Source organism: Actinacidiphila cocklensis (assembly GCF_907177275.1).
Lineage (GTDB): Bacteria > Actinomycetota > Actinomycetes > Streptomycetales > Streptomycetaceae > Actinacidiphila > Actinacidiphila cocklensis.
This window is the reverse complement of the sequence record NZ_CAJSLV010000095.1, coordinates 16289-40898: the sequence shown is the minus strand read 5'-3', so window position 1 is coordinate 40898 and position 24610 is coordinate 16289. Positions and strand designations below refer to the sequence as shown.

At 71.9% G+C, this 24610-nt stretch carries 21 protein-coding genes and 4 pseudogenes; 2 read left to right on the top strand and 23 right to left on the bottom strand.

What is annotated here, in order from left to right; translation table 11 throughout:
* The 16 genes and pseudogenes from NFU81_RS34070 to pdhA form a co-directional block, all read right to left on the bottom strand.
* Positions 1-235 (bottom strand): annotated as a pseudogene (locus NFU81_RS34070) (hypothetical protein); the annotation flags it as partial.
* 124 nt (positions 236-359) lie between these two features.
* Positions 360-1325, bottom strand: a complete 966-nt coding sequence (locus NFU81_RS34065; RefSeq protein ID WP_251499016.1) for an NAD(P)H-quinone oxidoreductase — start codon at positions 1323-1325, stop codon at positions 360-362.
* Positions 1326-1418: 93 nt separating this feature from the next.
* The gene (locus NFU81_RS34060) at positions 1419-2792 is read right to left on the bottom strand and encodes a tryptophanase (RefSeq protein ID WP_251499014.1); all 1374 of its coding nucleotides are present in this window, start codon (positions 2790-2792) and stop codon (positions 1419-1421) included.
* A gap of 48 nt (positions 2793-2840) precedes the next feature.
* A complete protein-coding gene (locus NFU81_RS34055; protein ID WP_251499012.1) occupies positions 2841-3986 on the bottom strand; it encodes a tryptophan dimethylallyltransferase family protein in 1146 nt (381 codons plus the stop codon).
* 318 nt (positions 3987-4304) lie between these two features.
* On the bottom strand, positions 4305-5642 hold the full coding sequence (locus NFU81_RS34050) for a cytochrome P450 (RefSeq protein ID WP_251499010.1): 1338 nt from the start codon (positions 5640-5642) through the stop codon (positions 4305-4307).
* Positions 5639-6241: a GTP-binding protein gene (locus NFU81_RS34045; RefSeq protein ID WP_251499008.1), complete on the bottom strand. Its 603-nt coding sequence runs from the start codon at positions 6239-6241 to the stop codon at positions 5639-5641. The genes NFU81_RS34050 and NFU81_RS34045 overlap by 4 nt, the downstream gene beginning before the upstream one ends.
* Positions 6216-6587 carry a DUF742 domain-containing protein gene (locus tag NFU81_RS34040; protein ID WP_251499006.1) on the bottom strand — a complete coding sequence of 124 codons (372 nt, stop codon included), beginning with the start codon at positions 6585-6587 and terminating at the stop codon, positions 6216-6218. The genes NFU81_RS34045 and NFU81_RS34040 overlap by 26 nt, the downstream gene beginning before the upstream one ends.
* Positions 6584-6985 carry a roadblock/LC7 domain-containing protein gene (locus tag NFU81_RS34035; RefSeq protein WP_033175494.1) on the bottom strand — a complete coding sequence of 134 codons (402 nt, stop codon included), beginning with the start codon at positions 6983-6985 and terminating at the stop codon, positions 6584-6586. Before NFU81_RS34035 ends, NFU81_RS34040 begins: the two co-directional genes overlap by 4 nt.
* Positions 6982-8088: an ATP-binding protein gene (locus NFU81_RS34030; RefSeq protein ID WP_251499004.1), complete on the bottom strand. Its 1107-nt coding sequence runs from the start codon at positions 8086-8088 to the stop codon at positions 6982-6984. The genes NFU81_RS34035 and NFU81_RS34030 overlap by 4 nt, the downstream gene beginning before the upstream one ends.
* Before the next feature lie 407 nt (positions 8089-8495).
* Positions 8496-9487, bottom strand: a pseudogene (locus tag NFU81_RS34025) (potassium channel family protein).
* An 89-nt stretch (positions 9488-9576) separates the two neighbouring features.
* Entirely contained in the window at positions 9577-10980 is a 1404-nt protein-coding gene (locus NFU81_RS34020; RefSeq protein ID WP_251499002.1) for a molybdopterin molybdotransferase MoeA, read from the bottom strand.
* A pseudogene (locus NFU81_RS34015) lies at positions 10977-11243 on the bottom strand (DUF6457 domain-containing protein); the annotation flags it as partial. The gene NFU81_RS34020 and the pseudogene NFU81_RS34015, both read right to left, overlap by 4 nt.
* Before the next feature lie 118 nt (positions 11244-11361).
* Positions 11362-11955, bottom strand: a pseudogene (mobA, locus tag NFU81_RS34010) (molybdenum cofactor guanylyltransferase); the annotation flags it as partial.
* A 63-nt stretch (positions 11956-12018) separates the two neighbouring features.
* The gene (locus tag NFU81_RS34005; RefSeq protein WP_251499001.1) at positions 12019-13347 is read right to left on the bottom strand and encodes a dihydrolipoamide acetyltransferase family protein; all 1329 of its coding nucleotides are present in this window, start codon (positions 13345-13347) and stop codon (positions 12019-12021) included.
* Positions 13347-14378, bottom strand: a complete 1032-nt coding sequence (locus NFU81_RS34000) for an alpha-ketoacid dehydrogenase subunit beta (RefSeq protein WP_251498999.1) — start codon at positions 14376-14378, stop codon at positions 13347-13349. The genes NFU81_RS34005 and NFU81_RS34000 overlap by 1 nt, the downstream gene beginning before the upstream one ends.
* The gene (gene pdhA / locus NFU81_RS33995; RefSeq protein ID WP_251498998.1) at positions 14375-15475 is read right to left on the bottom strand and encodes a pyruvate dehydrogenase (acetyl-transferring) E1 component subunit alpha; all 1101 of its coding nucleotides are present in this window, start codon (positions 15473-15475) and stop codon (positions 14375-14377) included. The genes NFU81_RS34000 and pdhA overlap by 4 nt, the downstream gene beginning before the upstream one ends.
* Before the next feature lie 181 nt (positions 15476-15656).
* On the opposite strand from pdhA, the gene NFU81_RS33990 reads away from it, so the two are divergent.
* Complete coding sequence (locus NFU81_RS33990) at positions 15657-16139, top strand: Lrp/AsnC family transcriptional regulator (RefSeq protein WP_251498996.1); 483 nt, start codon at positions 15657-15659, stop codon at positions 16137-16139.
* A 9-nt stretch (positions 16140-16148) separates the two neighbouring features.
* On the opposite strand, the gene NFU81_RS33985 is transcribed toward NFU81_RS33990, so the two are convergent.
* The 3 genes from NFU81_RS33985 to NFU81_RS33975 form a co-directional block, all read right to left on the bottom strand.
* On the bottom strand, positions 16149-16916 hold the full coding sequence (locus NFU81_RS33985; protein WP_251498995.1) for an alpha/beta hydrolase family protein: 768 nt from the start codon (positions 16914-16916) through the stop codon (positions 16149-16151).
* A gap of 85 nt (positions 16917-17001) precedes the next feature.
* Positions 17002-17589, bottom strand: a complete 588-nt coding sequence (locus tag NFU81_RS33980; RefSeq protein ID WP_251498993.1) for a TetR/AcrR family transcriptional regulator — start codon at positions 17587-17589, stop codon at positions 17002-17004.
* Complete coding sequence (locus NFU81_RS33975) at positions 17586-19133, bottom strand: 3-hydroxyacyl-CoA dehydrogenase (protein WP_251498991.1); 1548 nt, start codon at positions 19131-19133, stop codon at positions 17586-17588. The genes NFU81_RS33980 and NFU81_RS33975 overlap by 4 nt, the downstream gene beginning before the upstream one ends.
* A gap of 204 nt (positions 19134-19337) precedes the next feature.
* Between NFU81_RS33975 and paaN the strand changes: the two genes are divergently transcribed.
* Positions 19338-20999 (top strand): phenylacetic acid degradation protein PaaN, encoded by a 1662-nt coding sequence (paaN, locus tag NFU81_RS33970; protein ID WP_422665364.1) that lies wholly within the window; start codon positions 19338-19340, stop codon positions 20997-20999.
* Positions 21000-21014: 15 nt separating this feature from the next.
* Here the strand turns inward: paaN and NFU81_RS33965 are convergent, their stop codons facing one another.
* From NFU81_RS33965 to NFU81_RS33950, 4 genes are all read right to left on the bottom strand, one after another.
* Positions 21015-21821, bottom strand: a complete 807-nt coding sequence (locus tag NFU81_RS33965) for a TrmH family RNA methyltransferase (RefSeq protein WP_251498988.1) — start codon at positions 21819-21821, stop codon at positions 21015-21017.
* A gap of 72 nt (positions 21822-21893) precedes the next feature.
* A complete protein-coding gene (locus tag NFU81_RS33960; RefSeq protein ID WP_422665363.1) occupies positions 21894-23315 on the bottom strand; it encodes an HTTM domain-containing protein in 1422 nt (473 codons plus the stop codon).
* Positions 23312-23908: a DUF5819 family protein gene (locus tag NFU81_RS33955; protein ID WP_251498986.1), complete on the bottom strand. Its 597-nt coding sequence runs from the start codon at positions 23906-23908 to the stop codon at positions 23312-23314. The genes NFU81_RS33960 and NFU81_RS33955 overlap by 4 nt, the downstream gene beginning before the upstream one ends.
* Positions 23909-24172: 264 nt before the next feature.
* The gene (locus NFU81_RS33950) at positions 24173-24502 is read right to left on the bottom strand and encodes a rhodanese-like domain-containing protein (protein ID WP_251498984.1); all 330 of its coding nucleotides are present in this window, start codon (positions 24500-24502) and stop codon (positions 24173-24175) included.
* Positions 24503-24610: the final 108 nt, after the last annotated feature.

Sequence of the window (24610 nt, the reverse complement as noted above, 5' to 3'; positions counted from 1 at the left end):
GGACCGCACCGGGGGCGGCGGCTCCCCCCGGCGCGGGAGCGCCGCCGGCCGCACGCGGAAAGGGTGCGGCCGGGGCGGTGGGCGTCGGCTCAGTGGCCCAGGCGGCGCCGGCCGGTGCGATCAGGGCCGCCGCGAGGACGATGGGGGCCGCGACCCGGGCGGCGGCGATGCGGGTCGGCCGGGTCGGGTGTGCCGCGATCCGCAGCATCGCCCGCCTGCCCGTTGCCCACCGCACGCATATCGCCTCTCCGCCGGACTCTCGGTGGTCCCAGCGTCACACGAAGCGACATTTCCGGCATCCCGGGCGGCATCGGGGCCGTCATCGGGGCCGGGACGGCGACGCGGTGGTGCGGCAGCGGTCAGACCGTGAGCAGGATCTTGCCGATGTGCTCGCTGCTCTCCATCAGGCGGTGGGCTTCTGCGGCCGAGCCCAGCGGCAGCGCGCGGTCCACGACCGGGTGGACGGTGCCCGCCTCGACGAGCGGCCAGACGTGTTCGAGCACGGCGGCGATGATCGCCGTCTTCTCCTCGACCGGCCTGGCCCGCAGGCTGGTCGCCACGACGGCGGCGCGCTTGGCGAGCAGCTTGCCGAGGTTGAGTTCGGCCTTCACCCCGCCCTGCATGCCGATCACGACGAGCCTGCCGTTCACGGCCAGGGCGTCGATGTTGCGGTCCAGGTATGCGGCACCGACCACGTCCAGGATGACGTCGGCGCCGCGGCGACCCAGCACCTCGACGAAGTCCTGCTCCCGGTAGTTGACCAGGACGTCGGCGCCCAGGTCCCGGCAGGCGGCCAGTTTCCGCTCGCTGCCCGCGGTCGTCACCACGGTCGCGCCGACCGCCTTGCCCAGCTGGATCGCCATGGTGCCGATGCCGCTGGACCCGCCGTGGACGAGCAGGGTCTCGCCCGGTCGCAGGTGGGCGACCTGGAAGACGTTGGACCAGACCGTCGCGGTCACCTCGGGCAGCGCGGCCGCCGTCACGAGGTCGACGCCCCTGGGGACAGGCAGCAGCTGGCCGACGGGGACGGCGACCTTCTCCGCGTAGCCGCCGCCGGAGAGCAGTGCGCACACCTGGTCGCCGACCGCCCAGCCGGTGACGCCGGGGCCGAGGGCCGCGATCCGCCCGGAGCACTCCAGTCCGGGGTAGCGGGAGGCCCCGGGCGGCGGATCGTAGAAGCCCATCCGCTGGAGGACGTCGGCACGGTTCACGGCCGAGGCGGAGACCTCGACCAGTACCTCGCCGGAGGCGGGCACGGGATCGGGGACGTCCGCCAGGACCAGCGCATCGGGGCCGCCCGGTTCGGAAATCGTGATCGCACGCATGGCTCGACCCTAAGGGACCCGCGCAGGCCGGACGGAGCGGCACCCCGCCCGCCCCGGCGGGGGCCGGGGCGGGCGGGGTGCCGGGTGATGCGGTCAGCCGTGGACGGGCACGGGTTCGAGCGTGGCGCGGAAGTGCCGCAGGATCGGCGACTGTTCGACGATGCGGAAGCCGTACACGCTGTCCGCCCGCTTGGCGATCTCGGCCAGGGTCTCGCCGACGTGGTCGTAGTGGCTGCGGGTGTAGACCCGGCGCGGCAGCGCGAGCCTGACCAGCTCGTAGGGCGCGCTCTTGGTCGGGTTGCCGTCCTCGTCCTCCTCGCCGAGGTAGAGGGAGCCGAGTTCGGCCGACCGGATGCCGCCCTCCAGATAGAGCTGGCAGGCGAGGGCGTGGCCGGGGAAGTGGTGCGCCGGTATGTGCGGGAGCAGGCGGCCGGCGTTGAGGTAGAGGGCGTGCATGCCGGGCGGCTCGATGATGTCGACGCCGGCGGAGCGCACCCGGTGGGCGAGGTGGGCGGCCACGTCGGCCCGCTCGGCGAGGTAGGCGGGCTCGGTGACCTCGGTCAGTCCCTGGGCCATCATGTCGAGGTCGCGCCCGGCCAGACCGCCGTAGGTCGCGAAGCCCTCGGTGGCGATGAGCAGCAGTTCGCAGCGCTGGGCGAGTTCGGGGTCGTTGAGCCCGATGAATCCGCCGATGTGGACGATGGCGTCCTTCTTGGCGCTCATCATGCAGCCGTCGGCCAGCCGGAAGGCCTCCTCGGCGACCTGGCGGGGGGTGCGGTCGCGGTATTCGGGCTCGTGGCGGGTCACCAGCCAGGCGTTCTCGGCGAAGCGGGCGGCGTCCAGGAAGAAGGGGACACCGTGCCGGCGGCACAGGGCGGAGGTCCGCTTGAGGTTGTCCATGGAGACGGGCTGCCCGCCGCCGCCGTTGTTGGTGATGGTCATGACGACCATGGCGACCCGGGAGCCGTCGGGGCCGTCCAGCGTCCGGCTGAGCGCGTCGAGGTCGATGTTCCCCTTGAAGTGCTCGGCGCTGTCGAGGTTCCGGGCCTCGGCGCAGGGCAGGTCGCGGGCCTCGGCACCGGAGAGCTCCACGTTCGCCCTGGTGGTGTCGAAATGGGTGTTGGCCAGCACGATGCGGCCGGGTTCCAGCAGGGTGTTGAAGAGGATGCGCTCGGCCGCGCGGCCCTGGTGGGCCGGCAGGATGTGCGCGTATCCGGTCAGCTCAGTGACGGCCTCGTGGAAGCGGTAGAAGGAGCGGGAGCCCGAGTAGGACTCGTCGCCCGCCATGCCGGCGGCCAGCTGCGCGGCCGACAGCGCACCGGTTCCGGAGTCCGTCAGCAGGTCGATGGTCACCTCCTCGGCCCGCAGGTCGAAGAGGTTGTAGTGCACGCGTTTCAGCGCCTCCTCGCGCTGCTGCCGCGTCAGTTGCGGGATGGGCTCGACGACCTTGATCCTGTACGGCTCCATGCTGAACGTGCTCCTGTCTTTCTGCGGTGCTGTGGTTCGGAGAAGTGCTTAGCGGCCGGCCCCGGGCCCCAGGTGGGGCGGCTGTACCTGGTACGCCTCCGAGGAGACGTACACGGTCGCCCGGGGCGGGTGGCCCCGCTGGTGGACCAGCGACACATAGGCGATGAGGCCGCGGCCGTCGCTCAGCGGGCGCGGGGTCACGGCGGCCAGTGCCCGGTCGAGTGCGTCGCTGTCCATGCCGTGGCTGCGCAGCACGGCGGCGGCGCGCTCCCGCGCCTGCCCGTCGTGCTGGACGTAGGCCCGGACGGGCACGTGCACGGTGTAGCCGCTGGGCAGGCCGGTCGCGGTCTCCGTGAAGGAGTGGCAGGTCAGGGTGCGGCGCCTGAGGGGCAGTTCGCTGTCCTCCGCCGCGGTGTAGCCGCCGGCGGCGCGCACGAAGCCGGCCATCTGCTCGCGGCCTCCCGCGGGCGTCATGGCGGGCAGGGAGCCGGCCTCCTCGGCGGAGAGGCCGTTGTGGGTGAGGTAGACCTTGACCCGGGGTGCCTTCCAGTCGCCGAGGTCCAGGCCGACGAAGAGCAGGTTGTCGGCCTTGGGCAGGGCGGCGAAGGCCTTGCGGTGGCCGAGCCTGGCCAGCGCCTCCTGGACCGTCTCGGCAGCCCGGTCCTGCCCGGATGCCGCCGGGTTGAGGTAGATCTTGACCCGCGGGACTCCACCGGGCCGCAGCTCCAGAGCGCACCACAGGGCCAGCGGGCCTTCGGCGGACGCCGGGAAGAACAGGTCCTCGAGCCGGTCGAGATGACCGGTGTCGAAGCGCCAGCGCTCCGCCATCTCCCGGATCGCCCGCAGTCCGGTGCGGCCGTTCTCCACCATGTCGTCGCTGCCGCAGCCCGGTTCGAGCAGCACCCGGAGTGCGGGAGCCGCGCCCGGCAGGAAGGACAGCGAGAACTCGACCGGGGTGTGGTCGTCGGACAGGAAGCTCCGCGAGGGCGGCGGCAGCGCCAACGGCCTTTCGGCCACCGGCCCCAGACTGCCGGTCAGCACATCGGCGTAGGTCTCCGCGTCGGCCTTGTCCAGGGCGGCCACCTCGCACAGCCCGGTCAGCTGCCTGGCGACGAGGTCGCCCAGTCGCGTACCCCCTGCCGACGACGCGACGCGGCCCGGGAGTTCCTCCGCTTCCGGAGTCCGGCTCCTCATCGCACCCCCCGCAATACGACACGGAAAGCCGAATTATCCGTCATGCGGGCGTTAAGATACCCGCCCCGAGGGGCGGGTATGGAATCACCTAGCACACGGGTTCTATTGCCTATCAGTAAATTGTCCACCTTGGGCCGGGACTTACGTAGTAGTAGTGATGCCGCTGGAACCGCGGAACGTCGGTGGACGGGTGCGCCGGGGGCGACATGCACCACGCTGCTCCTTATGGTTTTTGGCCAACGCGAAATTCGCCTCGTTGACTACCCGTCCCACCTGACGGTCATGCGATCTGCTGGCATATTCCAGATGTGGCGTGAATCACACCTTCCACCAGGTCAGGAACGAACTCCACAAGCCACCCTTTTCCGGCTTGCCCTGCGGTCGCGCCTGGTTACCACCCGGCTGGGCCTGTGCCTGTGACGCGGCCTGCGGCTTCTCGGCACGAACCGGAGTAAACCGGGCGGGCAGCGCGGCCAGCGCACGGTTGAAGGGGCCGGGGCGCCAGGTCAGGCTGTCCTCGGGCACCGCGAGCTCGATGTCGGGCAGCCGATTGAGCAGGTTCTCGATGGCCGCGACCGTGATGAGCTGGGCGGGGTCCTTGGCCGGGCAGCCGTGCGGGCCGGTGCTCCACGCCAGGTGGGCGCGCTTGCTGAGCAGCTGGCGCGACCCGGAGAAGGCCGGGTCCCGGTTGGCCGCCGCGAAGCTGACCAGTACCAGGTCACCCGCGTTCAGCCTGGTCCCGGCGAAGTCGACGTCGGCCACCGGGTAGTGGGGCGCGTAGTTCGACATGGGCGGGTTGTTCCACAGCACCTCGTCGATGGCGTCCTCGACCAGCATGCCGCCGCCCGAATACCGCTCGTCGGACAGAATGAGGCAGAGCCCGTTCCCGATAAGATTCCGCAGCGGTTCCGCTCCCGCCCCGAGAAGCAGAACGAGCTGGTGGGCCATTTCTTCGTCGGTAAGCTTCGCCGGGTGCTCCATGAGCCAGGACGTGACATCGTCCCCCGGCTTTGCCCGCCGCAGCGCGACAAGTTCGGCAACGCTCTGCGCGAGTACCTCGTTGGCCTTTTCCGCGTTGATACCGTCGAATATTCCGTTGATACCGAAGATGATCCGGTCGCCGATGTCGGCGGGGCAGCCGAAGAGTTCGCTGAAAACGAAGAGCGGCAGCAGCTTGGCGTAGTCGTTGAGCAGGTCGACGGAGCCGCGGGAGTGGAACTGCTCGATGAGGTAGGTCGATACGCGGTCGACATTCCGGTTGAGCTGGTGCGCGTCCACCCTGGCCATCGTGTCCGTCACCGCCTGCCGCAGCCGCAGGTGGTCCGAGCCGTCGCTGAACATGCAGTTCGGCCGGTAGGCGAGCAGCGGCACCACCGGGCTGTTCGGACTGATCAGGCCGTGGTTGAAGTCCCGCCAGTGGCGCGAGTCCTTGCGGAAGGTGTCCGGATTCTGCAGCAGTTGAAGCGACGCCAGATAGTCCGTCACGAGGGTCGCGTTCACGCCGGGCGCCAACTCGACCGGCGCGGTGGCCCCGAAGTTGCGCATCCACTCGTAGTAGGCATTCGGGTCCGCCGCGAACTCCGGGCCGTACATCGGCACCCGCCCGTGGGCGGGGCAGCCGGGAGGCGGCGAGGGAAGTTCTGAATCGATGCTCACGTCGTGCTCCTATCGGTACGCGTCTGCAGATACCGGACCAGAGCGATCAACGCGTCGGCGGATGACTTCTGATCACGGGCGTCACAGCTGATGACGGGTGTTTCAGGCAGCAGATCGAGGGCTTCACGCAGCTCGCTTTCGGGGCGGACCGGCGTTTCGTCGAAGTGGTTGACGGAGATCGCATAGGGAAGTCCGTACTGCTCCACCAGGTCGATCACGGGGAAGGACTCTTTGAGCCGCTCGGGGTCGACCAGGATCAGCGCACCGAGGGCGCCCCTGGTCATGTCCTCCCACACCTGGACGAACCGCTCCTGCCCGGGTGTCCCGAAGAGGTACAGCACCAGCTTGTTACTGAGCGTGATACGGCCGAAGTCCATCGCCACGGTGGTCGTGGACTTCCCGCGGACTCCCTTGAGGTCGTCGATGTGGGCGCCGGCCTGCGTCATCCGCTCCTCGGTGCGCAGCGGAGGAATCTCGGACATGGTGCCGATGAACGTCGTCTTTCCGACGGCGAAGTGCCCCACGACCAGAATCTTGGCCGCGATCTGCACCGCGTCGTCCAGATAGACGCCATCAGCCGAATCGAGCTTGGAGCCCATTCAGCACCTCCTGGAGGAGTGATACGTCGACAAGTTGCGCGGGTGGCACGGGGGCGCGTACGACGAGATATCCGTCCGACGACAGGTCGGACAGCAGGACCTTCACGATGCCGATCGGGAGCTTCATGTGCCCCGCGATCTCGGCGACCGAGAGAAGCCCGCCAGAGCACAGGTCGAGGACACTGCGCTTTTCGGGGTCGAGTTGGCTCGGGCGTGGCTGGTCGGACGTGGTGACCAGGGTGATGAGGTTGAACTGGTCGTTGTCCGGCAGCCCGCGCCCGTTCGTGATGACGTACGGGCGCACTAAATCCGCTGACATTTCCTCGGGCTCCCCAGGTGTGTTCATGCCTGGGTGCCCGTGTTTTCTCGCACCGGACTGGTCAGCGCCTTGCCGAGTTGCCCGACGAGTTGCTGCATCCGGAAGGTGATGGCGCCCATGTCGACGTCGGGCGCGGACGAGACGGCCAGATACGCGCCCGCCCCCGCGGCGATGAGGAAGACCCATCCGCCATCGAACTCGACCAGAGTCTGCCGCCACTGCATATGGGAACCGCCGCAGAAGCTCGCCATGGTGCGGCTCAGCGACTGGATACCGCTCATGGCAGCGGCGACGGTGTCGGCGTCGTCCTTCCTGATCTCCTGGGACCTGGCCATGAGAAGGCCGTCGGCGGAGATCAGGATGGCATGACGTGCCCCTGGTACTTCCAGGGCGCTGTCAAGCATCCATGACAGGTCGTTGTTCACTGCGGATCGTGCCCTTCCGTGTTTGCGGAGCGCCCGGACTGCGTGCCGAGCTGGAAGGCGGCCATAATCGAGGCAGTTTCCGCTTCCGTCCGAGCCGGGGCACGCGTGGAATCTGCTGTCGGCACGATGGAAATCGAGCCCTTTCGACTACGTTTCGGCAGGCCACCGGGGGTGGAAGTGCTGTTCTCTGGCGCTGCTGCCTCCAACGGGCGGGAGGGCGTGGGTGCTTCTTCCGGCTCTGGCATGCTGGTCAGAAGCTCCTCGGGAATCAGCACCACCGCACGTACACCACCGTACGGAGAGGACGAATCGACGGAAACGCTGAATCCGTAGCGTGCGGCCAGCACTCCGATGACCGCGAAACCGAACTGCGGCGGATTTCCCAGTGCTGTGATGTCGGTGGGACCCTGCGGCGACAGCAGATAGTCGGCCCGCTTCTTCTCCTCCTCGTTCATACCGACACCTGCATCGTCGATGATGATGCAGACACCCTTGGGCACGGTGCGGGTGGTGATGTCGATGGGGGAGTCCGGCGCGGAGTAACTGGTCGCGTTGTCGAGCAGTTCCGCGAGTGCCAGGGCGACCGGTTCCACCGCCCGGCCGGTCATCGCGAAGTTGCTCTGCGAGCGGATCTCGACCCGGGTGTAGTGGCGGATTCTTCCCTTTGCGCTGCGCACCACGTCGTAGACCGAGGCGTCGGCCCGCTGCCTGCCGAGCCAGCCGTCACAGAGAACGGCGATCGCCTGGGCTCGCCGGCCGAACTGCGAGTTCATGTGGTCGATTTCCAGGAGATCCTGCAGCACATAGTGCTCGCCGTATTTCCCCTGCGCCTTGGAGATGGCCAGCTGCTGTTCGTTGGCGAGACCCTGCAGCGTCCGCATCGCGGATTTCAGCGCACTCTTGGTGGCGTCCTCCGCACGGATCCTCGCCTCGTGCACGGAACCGGCGTAGCTGTTTTCGAGTTCCGCGTAGCGGCTCTCGATGGCCGCCTTTTCCCTGCGTGTCTTGCTTCGGGCTCTGCGCTCGCGGAGGATGACGGTGGCAGCGAGCGGCGTGCCAGCGATCAGAGCCCAGAGCGCTGGATCCTGTATGTAATGCGTCATGAGACTCTCTTTAAACGACTAGACGACCACCAAGGACTGAATGGGGGTACTGTGCTTTTGCGTCCGGAATGTCCCGAGAAGCGATGGCGCCGTACGGCGCCCGCGGGGTCCGGGGGCATCACACACGTCCTGTCGGCAGCGGCACCGAGGCGTCGATAAATCGAAACGGCTCCATATGCCCGACTGCGGCATGGTGCTCCTCGGAGTGGTTAACGCTCTCGACCGGATTGCCGTCCGTCTTACTCGCTTTGGCTGGCGCCGACAAGCGGCGTGATCATATCACCACTGATCGATCGTGCGCCGAGCAAGTATCGGTGGCATGTGGTGATGTGACGATGCGTCAATTGGTCACGGAGCGTCAGATTCGGTCGCGCAGTGCGGCGACCGGCAGTGCAGGCGGCGGCAGTTCAGCCCAGCCGTGCCGCGGCCGGGCCGTCGCTCGCCCGGCAGATCGTGATCAGCCGGTCGGTGGCCCGCAGCGGGTTCGCCTCGGGGTCGTCGTGGTCGAGCAGCCGCGCGTCGCGCATCACCGAAACCACCAGGTCGCGAACCTCCCGCGGGGCAAGTCCCGCCTCGGAGGGGTCAACCGGCCGCTCGATGAGGTCGAGCCCGCTGCCGTACGTGATCGGGTCGTCCATCACCCGCCCCACACTCGGGCTGAGCACGGACTGCCCGAGCAGCCGCCCGGCGGCGCCCGAACTGGTGATGACGGAGTCGGCGCCCGACTGGCGCACCAGCGGCGCGTTCTCCTCCTCGCGCACCGACGCCACGATGTGCGCGCCCGGGTTCACCTGCCGGGCCGTCAGGGTCACCAGGACCGCGGTGTCGTCCCGCTGGGCCGCGACGACGATCTGCCGCGCGCGCTGCGCCTCGGCCCGCCACAGCACATCGCTGCGGGTCGCGTCGCCCGCGACCGCCACGTAACCCTCCTCGGTCGCGCCCTCCACCACCTTCGGGTCGGGGTCGACGACCACGATCCGCTCCGGCGGCACCCCGTGCCCCAGCAGCGTCCGCGCCGCCGACCGGCCCTTGGTGCCGTAGCCCACGATGACGACATGGTCCTGCAACGTTCTCCTCCAGCGGGTCAGGCGGAACTGCTCCCTGGTCCGCTCGGTCAGCACTTCGAGGGTGGTGCCGACCAGGATGATCAGGAAGATCACCCGCAGCGGCGTCACCAGGAAGGTGTTGCTCAGCCGCGCCCCGTGCTGTACGGGACGATGTCGCCGTAGCCGGTCGTCGACAGCGTCACTGTCGCGTAGTAGAGGGAGTCGAGGAAGGACACCGAGTCGTCGGCGTTGTCGTGGTAGCCGCTGCGGTCCGCGTAGACGATGAGCACCGTGATGGCGAGCACCAGCAGCGCCAGCAGCAGACGCCGCCCGACCTGCACCAGCGGGCCGATCGAAGGCCGCGGGAAGGCGACCCGGGAGCCGCTGGGCGGACCCGGCGGCGAGTCCCCGGCGTCCGGCGCCCCGCCGCCGTACCGCGACGTCACGTGCCGCTCCCCCACGCCGGGGCCAGCGCCCCGGTGTCCAGCACCGCCGTCTCCTGACCTGCCCTCGCGCCACCCGGCGGGATCACCGCCATGCCGTCGGCGGCGGCCAGGCCGCGCAGCATCGCCGGGCCGGCGAAGTGCAGCGGCCGCGCCGCCGACTCGTCGTCGAAGACGACGGGCACCAGCCGGGTGTCCACCGGATGCCCCGTCACGTCCGCGGTCAGCGGAGCCGCGTACGGAGCGGGCACCGGGCGGCCGGCGAGCGTGCGCAGCACGGGAGCCACCAGGGTCAGCACCCCGGAGACCGCCGCGAGCGGATTGCCCGGGAGCCCCGCCAGCAGCCCCCCGGCGGGAAGTTCGGCCAGCAGCATCGGGTGCCCCGGCCGCACCGCCACCCCGTCGACCAGCAGCCTCGCGCCCGACGCCGCCAGCACGGGGTGCACATGGTCGACCGGGCCGCCCGCCGTACCGCCGGTCGTCACGACCAGGTCCGCGGTGCTCGCTGCGACGGCGGCGTACAGCACCTCGGCGTCGTCCGCCAGCCGCCGCACCCCGGTGACGTCCGCACCCAGGGCGCGCAGCCAGGACGGCAGCATCGGGCCGAGCGCGTCACGCACCCGGCCGGCCCGCGGCGGCCCGTGGTCGAGCAACTCGTCGCCGAGCACCAGGATCTCCACCCGGGGGCGCATGGTGACGGTCAGTTCGTCGTATCCCGCCGCCGCGGCCAGGCCCAGCACCGCGGGGGTCACCACCGCGCCCGCGGGCAGCAGCTCGTCGCCGCCGCGGCACTCCTGTCCCCTGCGCCGTATCTCCTGGCCAGGGCGGGGCGCGGGGTGCGGGGCCAGGACGTGCAGCCACTCCCCGTCGGTCCTGCTCCGGACGCTGCCGTACTCGCTGCGCAGCACCGCTGTGGTGCCGGCGGGCAGCACGGCCCCGGTGGCGATACGGACGGCGTGGCCGCCGAGCAGCGCCTCGGCAGAACCCCGCTGCCCGGCCAGCGCCTGGCCCTTCAGCCGCCACGGGCCGGTTCCCGCGACCGCCCAGCCGTCCATGGCGGAGGAGTCGAACGACGGCAGATCCGTCAGCGCCACCAGGGCGCGCGCCAGCGCCATGCCGAGCAGCTCGTCGCCGAGCGGCAGCGCCCGCGCGTCGAGCCGGCGGCCGACCCGGCGCGCGATCCGCCGCGCCTCGGGCCAGGAGACGGTGTCGCCGTGCGGCCGGGGCCGGACTTCCGGGCGATCGTCCGGCTCGTGTCCGAGCGCGACGGCCAGCGGATCGTTGCCCGGCGGCCGTGAGGCGGGTCCCGATCCGCGGGGACCGTTGGCCAGCGCGAGGGCGTCGTCGAGTGCCCGGTCGGCGGCGTCACCTCCCGGACGGCCCTGCTCACGTGGGCCGTTCATCCGCCCGACTCCTGCGTCCAGCGCAGCGCCAGGTCCGCGGCCTTCCGCGCCGCCTCCCGTACGGCCTCGGGTCCGCCGCCCGCCTGAGCCGCCGCGTACCCCACCAGAAAGGTGGTCAGCGGGGCGGCGGGCCGCGCGACCCCGTGCGCCGCGTCACGCGCCAGGTCCAGCAGGACGCCGGTGTCCACGTCGAGGTCGATGCCCAGTTCGGTCTTGGCTGCTGCGATCCATTCGTCCACCACACGCCCATGGTCCCCGATCCGCCCCCGCAAGCCACCCAGGCTCACCCCTCGGATTCGCACCGGGCCGCGCGGGTGGACGTACGAAGCCGGGCGGGGGCGGCGCCGCGCCTGCTCAGCGGCCGGGGTCGCCGTCCAGCCTGGCCCGTGCGGCGGCCACGTCGTCCCAGGTGTCGCAGTCGAAGCTGGCATCGCCCGTCGGGTCGGCGATCCGGCGCAGCGTCAGCTCGCCGGTCAGCAGGCGCAGCGGCAGACCGTTCAGGGTGCCGTGCTCGGTGCCGAGCAGGGCGAGTTCGCGGCGCAGCGGCTCCGTCAGATACGCCGCCGCCAGCGGCTGGTCGCGCCCGCCGGGATCGCTGAGCAGGACGCCCTCGCAGGTCCCGGCCGCGGCGGCCAGGGCCTCGGTGAGCGCCGCCACGGTGGGCGCCGTCAGGAACGGCAGGTCGGCGGCGAGCACGACGACCGCATCCGGGCGGCCGTCACCGGTGAGGGCGGCAAGGCCGGCGGCGAGCGCGGGCAGCGGGCCGCCGCCCGCGGGCCGCTCCCTGGTCCACCGCACCGGCAGGGCGGTCGGCCTGCGCGGCCCCACCACGACGGTACGGTCGGCGCCCGCGCAGGCGGTGAGCACCCGGTCGAGCAGCATCCGGCCGCCGACCGCGAGCGCGGGCTTGTCGGTGCCGCCGAGCCGTCTGGCCGCGCCGCCCGCGAGTACCACCGCGTCGTAGCTCGTCGTCATGCCCGCGAGTATCCCCCGGCCGGGGAAGTCCCCGGTCAGGGACTTCCCCGGCCGGGGTCCGCGTCACACCCCGGCGAGCAGCACCGCGGGCTGCTCCACGCAGTCCGCCACCAGCCGCAGGAAACCGCCCGCGGTGCCGCCGTCGCACACCCGGTGGTCGAAGGTGAAGGACAGCTGCACCACCTCCCGTACCGCCAGCTCGCCCTCGTGCACCCACGGCTTGGCGGCGATCCGGCCGACGCCCAGCATCGCGGCCTCGGGGTGGTTGATGATCGGCGTGGAGCCGTCGACGCCGAAGACCCCGTAGTTGTTCAGCGTGAACGTGCCGCCGGTCAGCTCCGCGGGGGTCAGCGACCCGGTCCTCGCCGCCTCGGTGAGCCGTGCGATCTCGGCGGCGAGCGCGGTCGTGGTCATGGTGTGCGCGTCGCGCAGCACCGGCACCACCAGGCCGCGGTCGGTCTGCGCCGCGAAGCCGAGGTGCACCGCGGGCAGCCGGACGATCTCGGAACGCTCGGTGTCCACCGTGGAGTTGAGGTCCGGGTAGCGGGCGAGAGCGGCCGTCACCACCCGGGCGAGCAGCGCCAGGACGGAGATCCGCCGCTCCCCCGAGGCGTTCATCGCGGCCCGGGCGGCGAGCAGTTCCGTGGCGTCGGCGTCCACCCAGCAGGTGGCGTCGGGGATCTCCCGGCGGCTGCGGGTCAGCTTCTCCGCGACGGCCCGGCGTATCCCGCGCAGCGGCACCCGTTCCGCGCCGTCCGTGGCCTCGGAGGGGGCCGGGGCGGCGATCGCGCGCTCGACGTCAGAGCGCAGGATCAGCCCCTCGGGACCGCTTCCCGCCAGCCGGCGCAGATCCAGGCCGTGCTCCCGGGCGAGGCGCCTGACCAGCGGCGAGATGACGGCCACCGGGCCGCCGTCGGCGTCCGCCGCGGCACTGCCCGCGGGGGCGCCCTGCCCTGCCGCGGGCCGCTCCGGGGCCGCGACCGCCCCGTCCGAGATGCCGGCACCGCCCGCCGGGCGGGCGGTCGCCCGTACGCGCTGCCGCCGCCGGGCGACGGCAGCGCCGGTGCCGTAACCGACCAGGACGTTGCCCGAGCCCTGCCCGTCTCCTCCGGCGTCACCGTCCGCGGGGTGCGCGCTGTCGGCGGCCGAGCCCACGGCCACCGTGACCAGCGGGCGCCCCACGGCGAGCGACTCGCCCTCCTCGCCGAAGCGCGCGGTCACCACGCCGCCGTACGGGCACGGCACCTCGACGACCGCCTTGGCCGTCTCCATCTCGACCACCGGCTGGTCGACGGCGACGACCTCGCCGACCTGCACCAGCCAGCGGACGATCTCCGCCTCGGTGAGCCCTTCCCCCAGGTCGGGGAGGGTGAATTCGCGCACGACGGCCATCAGCGCTCCTCCCACTGCAACCGGCCGACGGCGTCGAGGATGCGGTCCACGCCCGGCAGATGGTGCCGTTCGAGCATCGGCGGCGGGTAGGGGATGTCGAATCCGGCGACCCGCAGTACGGGCGCCTCAAGGTGGTGGAAGCAGCGCTCGGTGATACGCGCCGCGATCTCGGCCCCCGCACCGCCGAAGCCCGACGACTCGTGGACGACGACCGCCCGCCCGGTGCCGCGGACGGCCTCGGCGACCGTCTCCTCGTCGAAGGGCACCAGGCTGCGCAGGTCGACCACGCCCAGGTCCCACCCTTCCTCCGTGGCCGCCTCCGCCGCCTCCAGGCACACCGGCAGCGAGGGGCCGTAGGTGATCAGCGTCGCCGTACGCCCGGGGCGGCGCACCACGGCCCGGCCGATCGGCGGCACCGTGGACGGCTCCTGCGGCGACCAGTCGGCCTTCGACCAGTACAGCCGCTTGGGTTCGAGGAAGATCACCGGGTCGTCGGAGGCGATGGCCGCCCGCAGCAGCCCGTAGGCGTCCTCGACGGTCGCCGGGGTGACCACGTGCAGGCCGGGGGTGTGCAGGTAGTACGCCTCGGAGGAGTCGCTGTGGTGCTCGACGCCGCCGATGCCGCCGCCGTAGGGGATCCGCACGGTGATGGGCATCGGCAGCGCCCCCCGGGTGCGGTTGCGCATCCGCGAGACATGGCTGACGAGCTGCTCGAACGCCGGGTAGGCGAAGGCGTCGAACTGCATCTCCACCACGGGCCGCAGCCCGTACATCGCCATGCCGACGGCGGCGCCGAGGATGCCCGCCTCGGCCAGCGGGGTGTCCGTGCAGCGGTCCTCGCCGAAGTCCCTGGTGAGCCCGTCGGTGATGCGGAAGACGCCGCCGAGGGTGCCGACGTCCTCGCCCATCACGTGCACCGCGGGGTCGGCGGTGAGGGCGTCACGCAGCGCCTGGTTGAGCGCCTGCGCCATGGTCGCGGGTCTGCGGGTGGGAGCCGCGGCCCGGTCCGCCGCGCTGGTGGCCGTCGTCATGACTGACGCTCCGCTGCCATTTCCGCCCGCAGCTGCGCGGCCTGCTCGCGCAGTTGCGGTGTCAGGTCGGCGTAGACGTGCTCGAACAGCTCCATCGGGTCGAGCTGCGGCTCGGCGTGCATCCGCTCGCGCAGGTCGGCGGCCATCGCCTCGGCGTCGTCGAGCGCGCGCTGCCGTGCGGCGTCGTCGAGCAGCCCGCGGGCCGTCAGCTCTCTTTCCAGCAGCTCGACGGGGTCGTGCGCGCGCCAGGCCGCGACCTCGGACTCCTCCCGGTAGCGGGTGGCGTCGTCGGCGTTGGTGTGCGCGTCGATCCGGTAGGTGACGGCCTCGACCAGGGTGGGTCCGCCGCCGTCGCGGGCGCGCTCGACCGCCTCGGTGAGCACCTCGTGGACGGCTGCCACGTCGTTGCCGTCCACCAGCCGGCCCGGCATGCCGTAGCCGACCGCCTTGTGGGCGAAAGTAGGGGCCGCGGTCTGCTTGGCCAGCGGGACGGAGATGGCGAAGCCGTTGTTCTGCACCAGGAAGACCACGGGGGCCTTCCAGACGGCCGCGAAGTTGAGCGCCTCGTGGAAGTCGCCCTCGCTGGTCCCGCCGTCGCCGACCATGGCCAGCGCGGCCACCGGGTCGCCGCTGAGCCGGGCCGCGTGCGCGAGGCCCACGGCGTGCGGCAGCTGGGTGGCCAGCGGGGTGCTGAGGGGTGCGACGCGGTGCTCGCGCGAGTCGTAGCCGGTGTGCCAGTCGCCGCGCAGCAGCGTCAGCGCCTCGACGGGGTCGACCCCGCGGGCGACGACGGCGAGGGTGTCGCGGTAGCTGGGAAAGAGCCAGTCGCGGGGGCGCAGCGCGAGGGCGGCGGCGATCTCGCAGGCCTCCTGGCCGGTGCTGGACGGGTAGACGGCGAGGCGGCCCTGTTTGGTCAGGGCGGTGGCCTGCACGTTGTAGCGGCGGCCGCGGACGAGCTGGCCGTACAGCAGGCCGAGCAGCGCCGGGTCCAGGTCCGCCGCGGCGGGGGTGCCGAGCAGCCGGTACGGCTCCGGGTCGGGCAGCAGCGGCGCGGCGTCGGCGCGAGGCCGCCAGGCAGGGGTGTCCAGCACGGTCATCGCGAGCACCTCCTTGTGGTCGGTGGCCTGAGTAATCGGTAGCGCGAGCGGGTTCCGCTCTCCCTACCGATTGTTCGGTCGCCGGAGGCATTTTGGCTACGGGGTGGTTCCGCCTGTGGACAAACGGTTCTGCACAGCCTGAGATGGAGCCAGTACGTCCATGGTAGGGAGCTTGCGGGGGATGGCGAGAGAACAGATGGCTGACGAAGACCCGACGGTCCGACCTCTGGACTCGATCGACCGCACCATTGTGCGGCTGCTGCAGGAGGACGGCAGGGCGTCGATACGCTCGGCGGCCGAGCGGGTGCACGTGTCCAGGGCGAACGCCTACGCCCGGATCAACCGGCTCATCGAGGACGGGGTGATACGGGGTTTCACCGCCCGGGTCGACCACGAACGGGCCGGGCACGGCGCTTCCGCGTACATCACCCTCAAGATCGTCCAGAACTCCTGGCGGACGGTGCGGGAGAAGCTCGTCACCCTTCCGGGTGTCGCCCACATCGCACTGGTGAGCGGCGACTTCGACGTCCTGCTGCTCGTGCACACCGCCGACAACCGCAGCCTGCGCGAGCTGGTCCTCACCCGGCTGCAGTCCATCGAGGAGGTGCTGAGCAGCAGGACGCTGCTGGTCTTCGAGGAGACCGACCTGGTGGTCGGGGACTGACCCGGCGGCTCAGCTGCCGTACTTCCGTACGAAGGCCTTGACCTTCGCGAAGTTGGCGGCGTCGTCCAGCATGCTCACCCCGTGGTTGGGGCCGTCCACGATGCTCAACCGGTTCTCCGCGGCCTTCGTGGTGGCCTTGCTGAGATCCCTGGTCGAGGCGGCGAAGTCCGTGTCGCCCTCCGCGGCCATGTAGAAGACCGGCATCGCCAGGTTCGGTACGGTGCCCGCCGCGTCCATGCCGCTGTAGTCCGCGGGCGCCGACAGCGAGACCACCGCGTCGACCGGCGGCGTGATCGAGCCGGCCGAGGCCAGCACCGCGGTGCCGCCCTTGGAGGCGCCGATCAGCAGCACTTTGTGCGCGCCCCTGGCCCGGGCGTAGGTGACGGCCGCGGTGATCTCCGCGACCTCGCTGCCCGCGGAGTCCACCGCGATGACCCGGTAGCCGTCCGCGGCCAGCTCGTCGGCGTCCGGCACCCACTGGCAGACGTCGCCGTCGGCCTGGTGCGCCAGGATCAGCGCGGTACCGCCCTTGCCGGCCGCGTAGGCCTCGACGTCCTGGTTCTCCGAGCTGGGGAAGGTCACATAGCCGGCATTGGCCTGTTCGGGTGACAGGCAGCCGAAGTCGTTGACCGAGGCGCTCGGGGCCGACGCGGCGTCGGCACCGTCCGAGGAGCCGCCGCAGCCGGCGAGCAGCAGCAGGGACACCGCGAGCGCCGAGGCACCGGCCGCACGCAGCGGCGCCAGGGTTCGCACAAAGGAGCGGTCGGCCGTCAGCATGGCTGGATCGTGGCGGTGATCGACGCCCTGAGTCAATGGTCTGTACCAATACGCGGACCGCTGCCCCGCCCGCGGCCGGACCGGTCTACGCACGCAGTCCGTCGAAGGCCAGCCGCACCACGGCGTCGGCGACCTGGTCCCGGTCGAGCGCCCCCTTCACGGCGGGGCGGTACCACTCGACTATGGAGTTGATCATCCCGAACAGCAGCCTGGTGGCCAGCCTGACCTCGACGTCCACCCGCAGATCGCCCTCCGCCACCGCCGCCTTGAGCAGCTTGGCCACCTGCTGGTCGAACTCCCGCCTGCGCTCCATCGCCCACCGCTCGGTCGTGGTGTTCCCGCGGACCCGCAGCAGCAGCGTGACGTAGGGAAGTTCGTCCATGAGGACGACGGCCGTACGCCGGATGACGTACTCCAGCCGCTGCACCGCGCGGCCGTTTCCGGCCTCCGGCTGGTCGAGGATGCCGAACAGCCCGTCGAGGGCGCGGCCGACCGCCCGGTTGAGCAGTTCCTCCTTGCCGCGCACATGGTGGTAGATCGAGGATTTCGAGATGCCCGCCGCGCGCGAGAGGTCCTCCATGGACGTGCCGTCGTAGCCGCGCTCGTTGAAGACCTCCACGGCCACGGCGAGCAGCGAGTCCGGCGTATAGGTGTCGCGCTTGGGCATGGTCATGAGGAGATCACACCTCCGGCCGCGTCCGCACGTCGCCTCAGCTCCCGGCAGGGGGCGTAGCGGCCGGTGGGGGAGTCGCGGTGCAGCGCGTCCAGCAGATCCCGCACATATGCCGCGGAAATCAGCTCGCCCCACTCCAGCGGACCCAGCGGATAGCTGACGCCCTGCCGCATCGCGGTGTCGATGTCCCGGGCGGAGGCGACCTGCCGGGCGACCGCGTCGGTCGCGAGGTCGACCAGCATGGCGACGGTGCGCGCCACGATCAGACCGGGCACCTCCGCGATGACGCTGACATCCTTGCCCAGCGCCTGGAAGAGCCCCACCGCGTGGTCCACCGCGCCGGCGTGCACCCCCGCGCAGGGGGCGACGGCGACCCGGGTGGCCGTGCGGTAGTCCAGGGCCAGGTCGAAGCGGACACCGGGTGCGGGCATGGGAAGACCGTCGGCCAGCCGCAGCGGCACACCGCCGGGCAGCATGATCGCGCCAGGGCCGTCAGCCGGCTCCTCGCGCACCTCGATCCCCGACTCGCCGAAGAGCCCGGCGAGCGCCCGCGCGGGGCCGAGGTCGCCGCGCAGCACGATGGACGGCGGCCCGACGGCGGGCTCGGCAGTATGCGGTGGGAATTCCGGCGCCGATACGCCGCCGCCGTCCCGTGCACCGCGCGCGCCGCCGGAGTCAGGGGAGTAGCCGAACCAGCCGCGGCCGGTCTTCCGGCCGAGCCGCCCCGACTCGACCAGACGGCGCTGGGCCAGCGACGGGGTGAACTTCGGGTCGTGGAAGAAGGCCTCCCAGACCGACCGGGTGACGGCCTCGTTGACGTCCTGGCCGATCAGGTCCATCAGCTCGAACGGCCCCATGGCGAAGCCGCCGCATTCGCGCAGCACCGCGTCGATGGTCGCGGGGTCGGCGACGCGCTCCTCGTACACCCGCAGCGCCTCCGCGTAGAAGGGGCGGGCGATGCGGTTGACGACGAAGCCGGGGGTGTCGGTGCAGCGCACCGGCGTCTTGCCCCAGGCGGCGGCGGTGTCGTAGGCGGTGGTGACGGCAGCGGCGCCGGTGGCGGCACCCGCGACCACCTCGACCAGCGGCAGCAGCGGGGCCGGGTTGAAGAAGTGCAGCCCGACCAGGCGGCCCGGCAGCCGAAGGGCACCGGCGACGGCGGTCACCGGCAGCGAGGAGGTGTTGGTCGCCAGCAGGCAGTCGTCGCCGACGACCGCCTCCAGTTCGGCGAACAGCGCCTGCTTGACGGCCAGGTCCTCGACCACGGCCTCCACCACCAGTGCGGCCCCGGCCAGGTCCGGGGTGCTCTCCACAGGAACCAGCCGGGCCAGCGCCTCCTTGAGGTCGGTCGCGCCGAGCCTGCCCTTGGCGACGAGCCGGTCCAGGCGGCCCGCCACGGCGTCGGCCGCGACCTGCGCCCGGCCGGGGGCCGCGTCGTGCAGCAGCACCCGGTGGCCGGCGAGCAGCGCCACCTGTGCGATTCCCTGCCCCATGGTCCCCGTGCCGACGACGGCCACGGTGCTGGTGCGGTCAAGTGCGGTCACGCTGTCCACGACTCCTTGCCGGTGCCGGCGGTTCCTGCCGGTGCCCGCCGCCCCGTCCGGGCCTGGCGCGACTCCGGCCGAGTTGTCCACAGGTCGGGTTTCCCGCCCTTGTCCCGACCGAACATTCGGTTAATCTAGCGGTGTTCCCCTGACCCAGCCCAGCTCGACGAGGAGTTGGTCCCATTGTCCGCCGATCTCTCCCCCCTGTCCCTGGCCGAGCGCCATCGCGACACCCTCGACAAGGCGCTGGACACCATAAGGACCCGCGCCTACTGGTCGCCCTACCCCGAGCACCCCAAGGCCTACGGGGACGCCGACGAGGGCAGGGCCGCCTTCGAGGCGCTGCTCGACGGGCGCTTCCCCTTCGCGTCGGAGCAGCCGGGGACGGACGGGTGGACCGGCACCGAGCAGTCGCCTTACGGCATCGAGCTGGGCGTGGAGTATCCGCACCCGGACCCCGACGTGCTGCTGCCCGCGATGCGGGCCGCGATGCCCGCCTGGCGGGACGCAGGACCCGAGGCGCGCGCGATGGTGTGCCTGGAGATCCTGGCCCGGATCAACGCGCGGACGCACGAGTTCGCGCACGCGGTGATGCACACCTCCGGCCAGGCCTTCACGATGGCCTTCCAGGCAGGCGGCCCGCACGCCCAGGACCGCGGCCTCGAAGCGGTGGCGTACGCGTACGCCGAGCAGGTGCGCACCCCCGGCACCGCCGAGTGGGTGAAACCGCAGGGCAAGCGGGACCCGCTGAGCCTGCGGAAGTCCTTCACCACCGTCCCGCGCGGCATCGGGCTGGTCATCGGCTGCAACACCTTCCCGACCTGGAACGGCTACCCGGGCCTGTTCGCGTCGCTGGCCACCGGCAACGCGGTGCTGGTCAAACCGCACCCGCGGGCCGTACTGCCGCTCGCGATGACCGTCGGCGCGGCCCGTGACGTGCTGGCCGAGGCGGGCTTCTCCCCCGATCTGGTCTGCCTCGCGGTCGACCGCCCCGGCGAGGGACTGGCCAGGACCCTGGCCGTACGCCCCGAGGTCCGCATCGTCGACTACACCGGGTCGACCGCGTTCGGCGACTGGCTGGAGGCCAACGCCCGCCAGGCACAGGTCTTCACCGAGAAGGCCGGGGTCAACACCGTGGTGCTGGACTCCACGGACGACTACCGCGGCATGCTCGCCAACCTCGCCTTCTCCCTGTCGCTGTACAGCGGGCAGATGTGCACCACCCCGCAGAACCTGCTGATCCCGCGAAACGGCATCGGCACCGAATCCGGCCCGCGGACGTACGACGAGGTGGTCGCCGACCTCGCCGCCGCGGTGGACAAGCTGCTCGGCGACGACGCCCGGGCCAACGCGCTGCTCGGCGCGCTGGTCAACCCGGACGTCAAGGCGCGGCTCGACGCGGCCCCCGGTATGGGCGAGGTCGCACTGGCCTCCCGCGCCGTGGACCACCCCGACTTCCCCGACGCGGTCGTCCGCACCCCGGCCCTGATCAGGCTGGACACCGCCAAGCCGGACGCGGAGGCGGCCTTCATGGCCGAGTGCTTCGGCCCGGTCGCCTTCGCCGTGGCCGTGGACTCCACCGACGCGGCGGTCGAGCTGCTGCGCCGGACGATCCGCGACCAGGGCGCCATGACGGTGGGCGGCTACACGACGGCGCCCGAGGTGGAGCGGCAGTTGGTGGAGGTCTGCCAGGAGGAGTGCGCGCAGCTGTCGCTCAACCTGACCGGCGGGGTGTACGTCAACCAGACCGCCGCCTTCTCCGACTTCCACGGGTCGGGCGGCAATCCCGCGGCCAACGCGGCGCTGTGCGACAGCGCGTTCGTCGCGAGCCGCTTCCGGACGGTGGAGGTGCGCAGGCAGGCCTGACCGGCCGGCGGGCCGTCAGGGGCGTCCGGGGACCAGCGGGGAGCCGGACGTCGCCGACCAGTGGTAGAGCGTCATGCCGACGCTGGTGGCCAGGTTGTAGCTCGACACCTGGGGCCGCATCGGCAGCGACACCAGCGCCGTCGCCCGGGCGCGCAGCTCGTCGGACACGCCGTGCCGCTCGGAGCCGAAGACGATCAGCGCGTCGTCCGGCAGCTCCGCGGCACGGATGTCCTCGCCCTCCGGATCGAGGACGTACAGCGGTCCCGGCGGCAGCCCGTCCGGGGTCGTGCGGTCCACCGCCGTCGCGTAGTGCAGCCCGGCGCCGGCCCGTACGGCGTTGGGGTGCCAGGGGTCCAGGTCGCCGGTGGTGACGACGCCGGTCACGCCGAAACCGGCGGCGAGCCTGACCACGGCGCCGACGTTGCCGAGGTTGCGCGGGCGGTCGAGGACCACGACCGGGGCCTGCCGCGGCCGTGCGCTCAGCGCGGCTTTGCGGCCTTCCCGGTCCGGGCGGGCGGCGAGCGCGGCCACCGCGGTGGGGTGGACGCGGGCCACCAGCTCGCGCAGCGCGGCGGCCGGGACCTCGGCGACGCGGGCGGCGAGGTCCGCGGCCAGGTCGGGTGCGAGGTCGGCGGCCAGCCGCAGCACGGCGTCCTTGTCGCTGCTGACCGCGACATGGACGTCGGCGCCGAAGCGCAGCGCGTGCTTGAGGGCGTGGAAGCCGTCGAGCACGACCGTGTCCGCGTCGCCGGCGTGCTCGTGCCAGCTCAGCACGGCGGACCGTACCCCGGGCAGCCGGAGTGCGGCCTGCTCATCGCTCATGGCGCCAGCCTACGGCGAGGCCCGGCCCCGCCCGCCCCGCTTCCCCGCGGGGCGGGGTCAGCGGGCAGCGGGTCAGGTGGCGACCTCGGTGGACGGCGCTCCTGCCGCGGGCTGCGCGGCACCACCGTCCCCTACGCGGGGCCCGGGGACCGCCGCGGCCCCGGGCAGCGCCGAGCGCCGCAGCGGGCGGACGAGTTGCTCACCGAGCCAGCGCAGGAAGCCGGTGGGCAGGAAGACGGCGTCGGCGGCGATCATCGCCATCGAGAAGAAGGGCAGGCCCAGCACGATCGCGATCGAGGCGTGCTCCAGCATCATCGCCACCAGCAGCACGTTCTTCACCCGGCGGTTGAACAGGGTGAAGGGGAAGGCGACCTGCACCATGACCGTGCCGTAGGTGATCAGCATGACCATCAGCGAGTTGCCCGCCAGGGTGTGCGACAGGCTGGGCCACGGGGTGAAGTCGTCAAGGTGGAGCGGATAGTAGAGCGCGGTGCCGTCCTCCCAGCGGCTGCCCTGGATCTTGTACCAGCCGGCCGTGGAGTAGATCAGGCAGACCTCCACGACGACGACCAGCATGGCGCCGTTGTGGATGACGTCGGCCATGATGTCGAGGACCGTGCGCGGCTCACCGGGCGCATAGCGGCGTACCGCCCACCACAGCGCCTGGACCAGCAGCCCCGCCCACAGGGCCACCTCCCACTCGGTGCTGAGCTTGTCCGCCGCGGTGGCCACCGCCAGCGAGGCGCCCAGCAGCACCCACAGCGCGATCCCCACCGGGTCGGCCCCCGAGGACTCCGAGGCCCCTTCGGCCCCTTCGGCCTGCGCCCGCGCCTCCGCCTCGGCCTCCGCCCTGGCCGCGAACCGGCGGTCGAGCGACCAGACCTGCCCGCAGCGGGTGAAGACCAGGTAGATCGCCATCAGATGGATGACGTTGTCGCCGCCGTCGCCCATGAAGACGCTGCGGTTCTGCAGCGACAGCACGCCCAGCATGAAGAGCACCGACGCGGTCCTGGTGCGCCAGCCGACCAGCAGCATGACGCTGCTGACCAGGGCGAGCGCGTAGACCAGCTCGAACCAGCCGCGGCTGTCGCTCCACAGCAGCGCGGTGAAGGCGTGGTTCCCGGTGACCAGCCGTTTGCCCAGGTCGAAGCTCCACGGGCTGTCCGGGCCGTACAGCTCCGCACGGTGCGGCCACTCCCGCAGCAGGAAGAGCAGCCAGGTCAGCGAGAAGCCGATCCGGATGATCGCGGCCTGGTACGGGGCCAGGGCGCTGCCGGTGACCCTCGCCAGGCCGCGGCTCATGCCCCGGTCCATGGCCCGTCCCAGCCCGGCGAAGGGCGAGGGGGCCGGAGCGGGGTTCCCGGCGTGGCTCCCGACGGCAGCGGCGACGGGTTCGGGGGCGGGTTCGGCCGCGGGTTCGCCGGCGGAGGTGTCGGGCTCAGCGGGGGTACCGGGGTCCTCGGCGGGCGCGGCCGGGGTGCGGGGGTCGCTCACGAGGCGTTCTCCTGCCCTGCCGGCGCGGTGGGGACGATCCACCAGGGCAGCTCGCGGTATTGGGTGGTGGTGTCGACCGACTCGCCGCTCCAGGACGGCCTGGCCACCGTGGTGGTGGCCGCCCTTGCCTGGATACGGACGACGGCGCCGCCGTTGAGCCGCGGGCCGAGGCGCTCGGCGAGGATGTTGCTGAGGTAGGTGCTGCTCAGGTCGCTGCCGTTGCCCGAGGTCGGCTGGTTCTGGTCGTTGTGCGTGTCGGTGTAGTAGCCCCAGGCCCGGCGCAGTTCGTTCTGCTGGCTGTGGCTGGGCAGAAGGTTGTGCCGCATGTCCGCGACGTCCATCGCCGTCATGTCCACCCAGCCGGTGGTCTCCGTGCCGCCGTCCGGCTTGCGGACCTCCGCGCGGGCCTGGACGTGGATGTTCTGCTGCAGCGGGTCGGGCGCGAAGAGCTTCCAGTTCTGCTCGAACTCGGGGTAGACGTAGTCGCTGACCGCCGAGGCGTGCTGCTTGCTGAGCGTGTTGGACGGCGCCACGTGCAGGAAGACCATGCCGAGGTGGAAGAGCGCTCCCACGGCGACCACGCCCACGGTCACGGCCACCGATATTCGGGCGGGCAACGACAGTGCCGCCACCTGGCGCGATGGCCGTTGCTCTGACTGCATCGTCTCTCCGCTCTCCGCACGGGCGCGCCTGCAGGGCAGCACGCTACCCACCCCGGGGTCCGGCGGTGACCTTACCGAGTTATCCACAGGTGAAGGAATGCCCTGGCGCAGCCGGTGTGACGGCGTACGGCAGGCGGTGCGGACGGTGCGCCGAGCGGTTCCGGCGATGCGGGGGCGGCGGAGCCGCCGCCGGGATCAGAGGACGTAGCCCTCGGCGCCGTCGGCGACGACCGGGCGGCCCGCGGCCTCCCAGTCGAGCATGCCGCCGCTGACGTTGACCGCGTCCCTGCCCTGCGCGATCAGGTACTGCGTGACCTGCGCGGACCGGCCGCCGACCCGGCAGACGACGTGGACGGTGCCGCTCTCCGGCAGCTCACCGATCCGGGCGACGACCTCGCCCATCGGGATGTGCAGCGCGCCCTCCGCGTGCCCCGCCGCCCACTCGTCGTGCTCGCGGACGTCGAGCAGGACCGCGTCGGCCGGTACGGCGGTGGCGTCCACCGCGGGCAGCTGGGAACGGAACATCGGGCGCGGCCTCCTGGGACACGGGGAACGCGGTCCGCGCACCGGCGGCACCGCTCACACGGGTGCGTACGCGCTTGTCCGCGTACGCACGCCGCACTCGGGACGCGT

What these genes read in the sequence shown, in the direction of transcription:
- NFU81_RS34060 (WP_251499014.1), bottom strand. Translation starts at nt 2,792, where the DNA reads ATGGAGCCGTACAGGATCAAGGTCGTCGAGCCCATCCCGCAACTGACG.
- NFU81_RS33980 (WP_251498993.1), bottom strand. Translation starts at nt 17,589, where the DNA reads ATGACCATGCCCAAGCGCGACACCTATACGCCGGACTCGCTGCTCGCC.
- NFU81_RS34000 (WP_251498999.1), bottom strand. Translation starts at nt 14,378, where the DNA reads ATGACGACGGCCACCAGCGCGGCGGACCGGGCCGCGGCTCCCACCCGC.
- NFU81_RS33985 (WP_251498995.1), bottom strand. Translation starts at nt 16,916, where the DNA reads ATGCTGACGGCCGACCGCTCCTTTGTGCGAACCCTGGCGCCGCTGCGT.
- NFU81_RS34030 (WP_251499004.1), bottom strand. Translation starts at nt 8,088, where the DNA reads ATGACGCATTACATACAGGATCCAGCGCTCTGGGCTCTGATCGCTGGC.
- NFU81_RS33965 (WP_251498988.1), bottom strand. Translation starts at nt 21,821, where the DNA reads ATGAGCGATGAGCAGGCCGCACTCCGGCTGCCCGGGGTACGGTCCGCC.
- pdhA (WP_251498998.1), bottom strand. Translation starts at nt 15,475, where the DNA reads ATGACCGTGCTGGACACCCCTGCCTGGCGGCCTCGCGCCGACGCCGCG.
- NFU81_RS34045 (WP_251499008.1), bottom strand. Translation starts at nt 6,241, where the DNA reads ATGGGCTCCAAGCTCGATTCGGCTGATGGCGTCTATCTGGACGACGCG.
- NFU81_RS34040 (WP_251499006.1), bottom strand. Translation starts at nt 6,587, where the DNA reads ATGAACACACCTGGGGAGCCCGAGGAAATGTCAGCGGATTTAGTGCGC.
- NFU81_RS34005 (WP_251499001.1), bottom strand. Translation starts at nt 13,347, where the DNA reads ATGGCCGTCGTGCGCGAATTCACCCTCCCCGACCTGGGGGAAGGGCTC.
- NFU81_RS34055 (WP_251499012.1), bottom strand. Translation starts at nt 3,986, where the DNA reads ATGAGGAGCCGGACTCCGGAAGCGGAGGAACTCCCGGGCCGCGTCGCG.
- NFU81_RS34020 (WP_251499002.1), bottom strand. Translation starts at nt 10,980, where the DNA reads ATGAACGGCCCACGTGAGCAGGGCCGTCCGGGAGGTGACGCCGCCGAC.
- NFU81_RS33950 (WP_251498984.1), bottom strand. Translation starts at nt 24,502, where the DNA reads ATGTTCCGTTCCCAGCTGCCCGCGGTGGACGCCACCGCCGTACCGGCC.
- NFU81_RS33990 (WP_251498996.1), top strand. Translation starts at nt 15,657, where the DNA reads ATGGCGAGAGAACAGATGGCTGACGAAGACCCGACGGTCCGACCTCTG.
- NFU81_RS34065 (WP_251499016.1), bottom strand. Translation starts at nt 1,325, where the DNA reads ATGCGTGCGATCACGATTTCCGAACCGGGCGGCCCCGATGCGCTGGTC.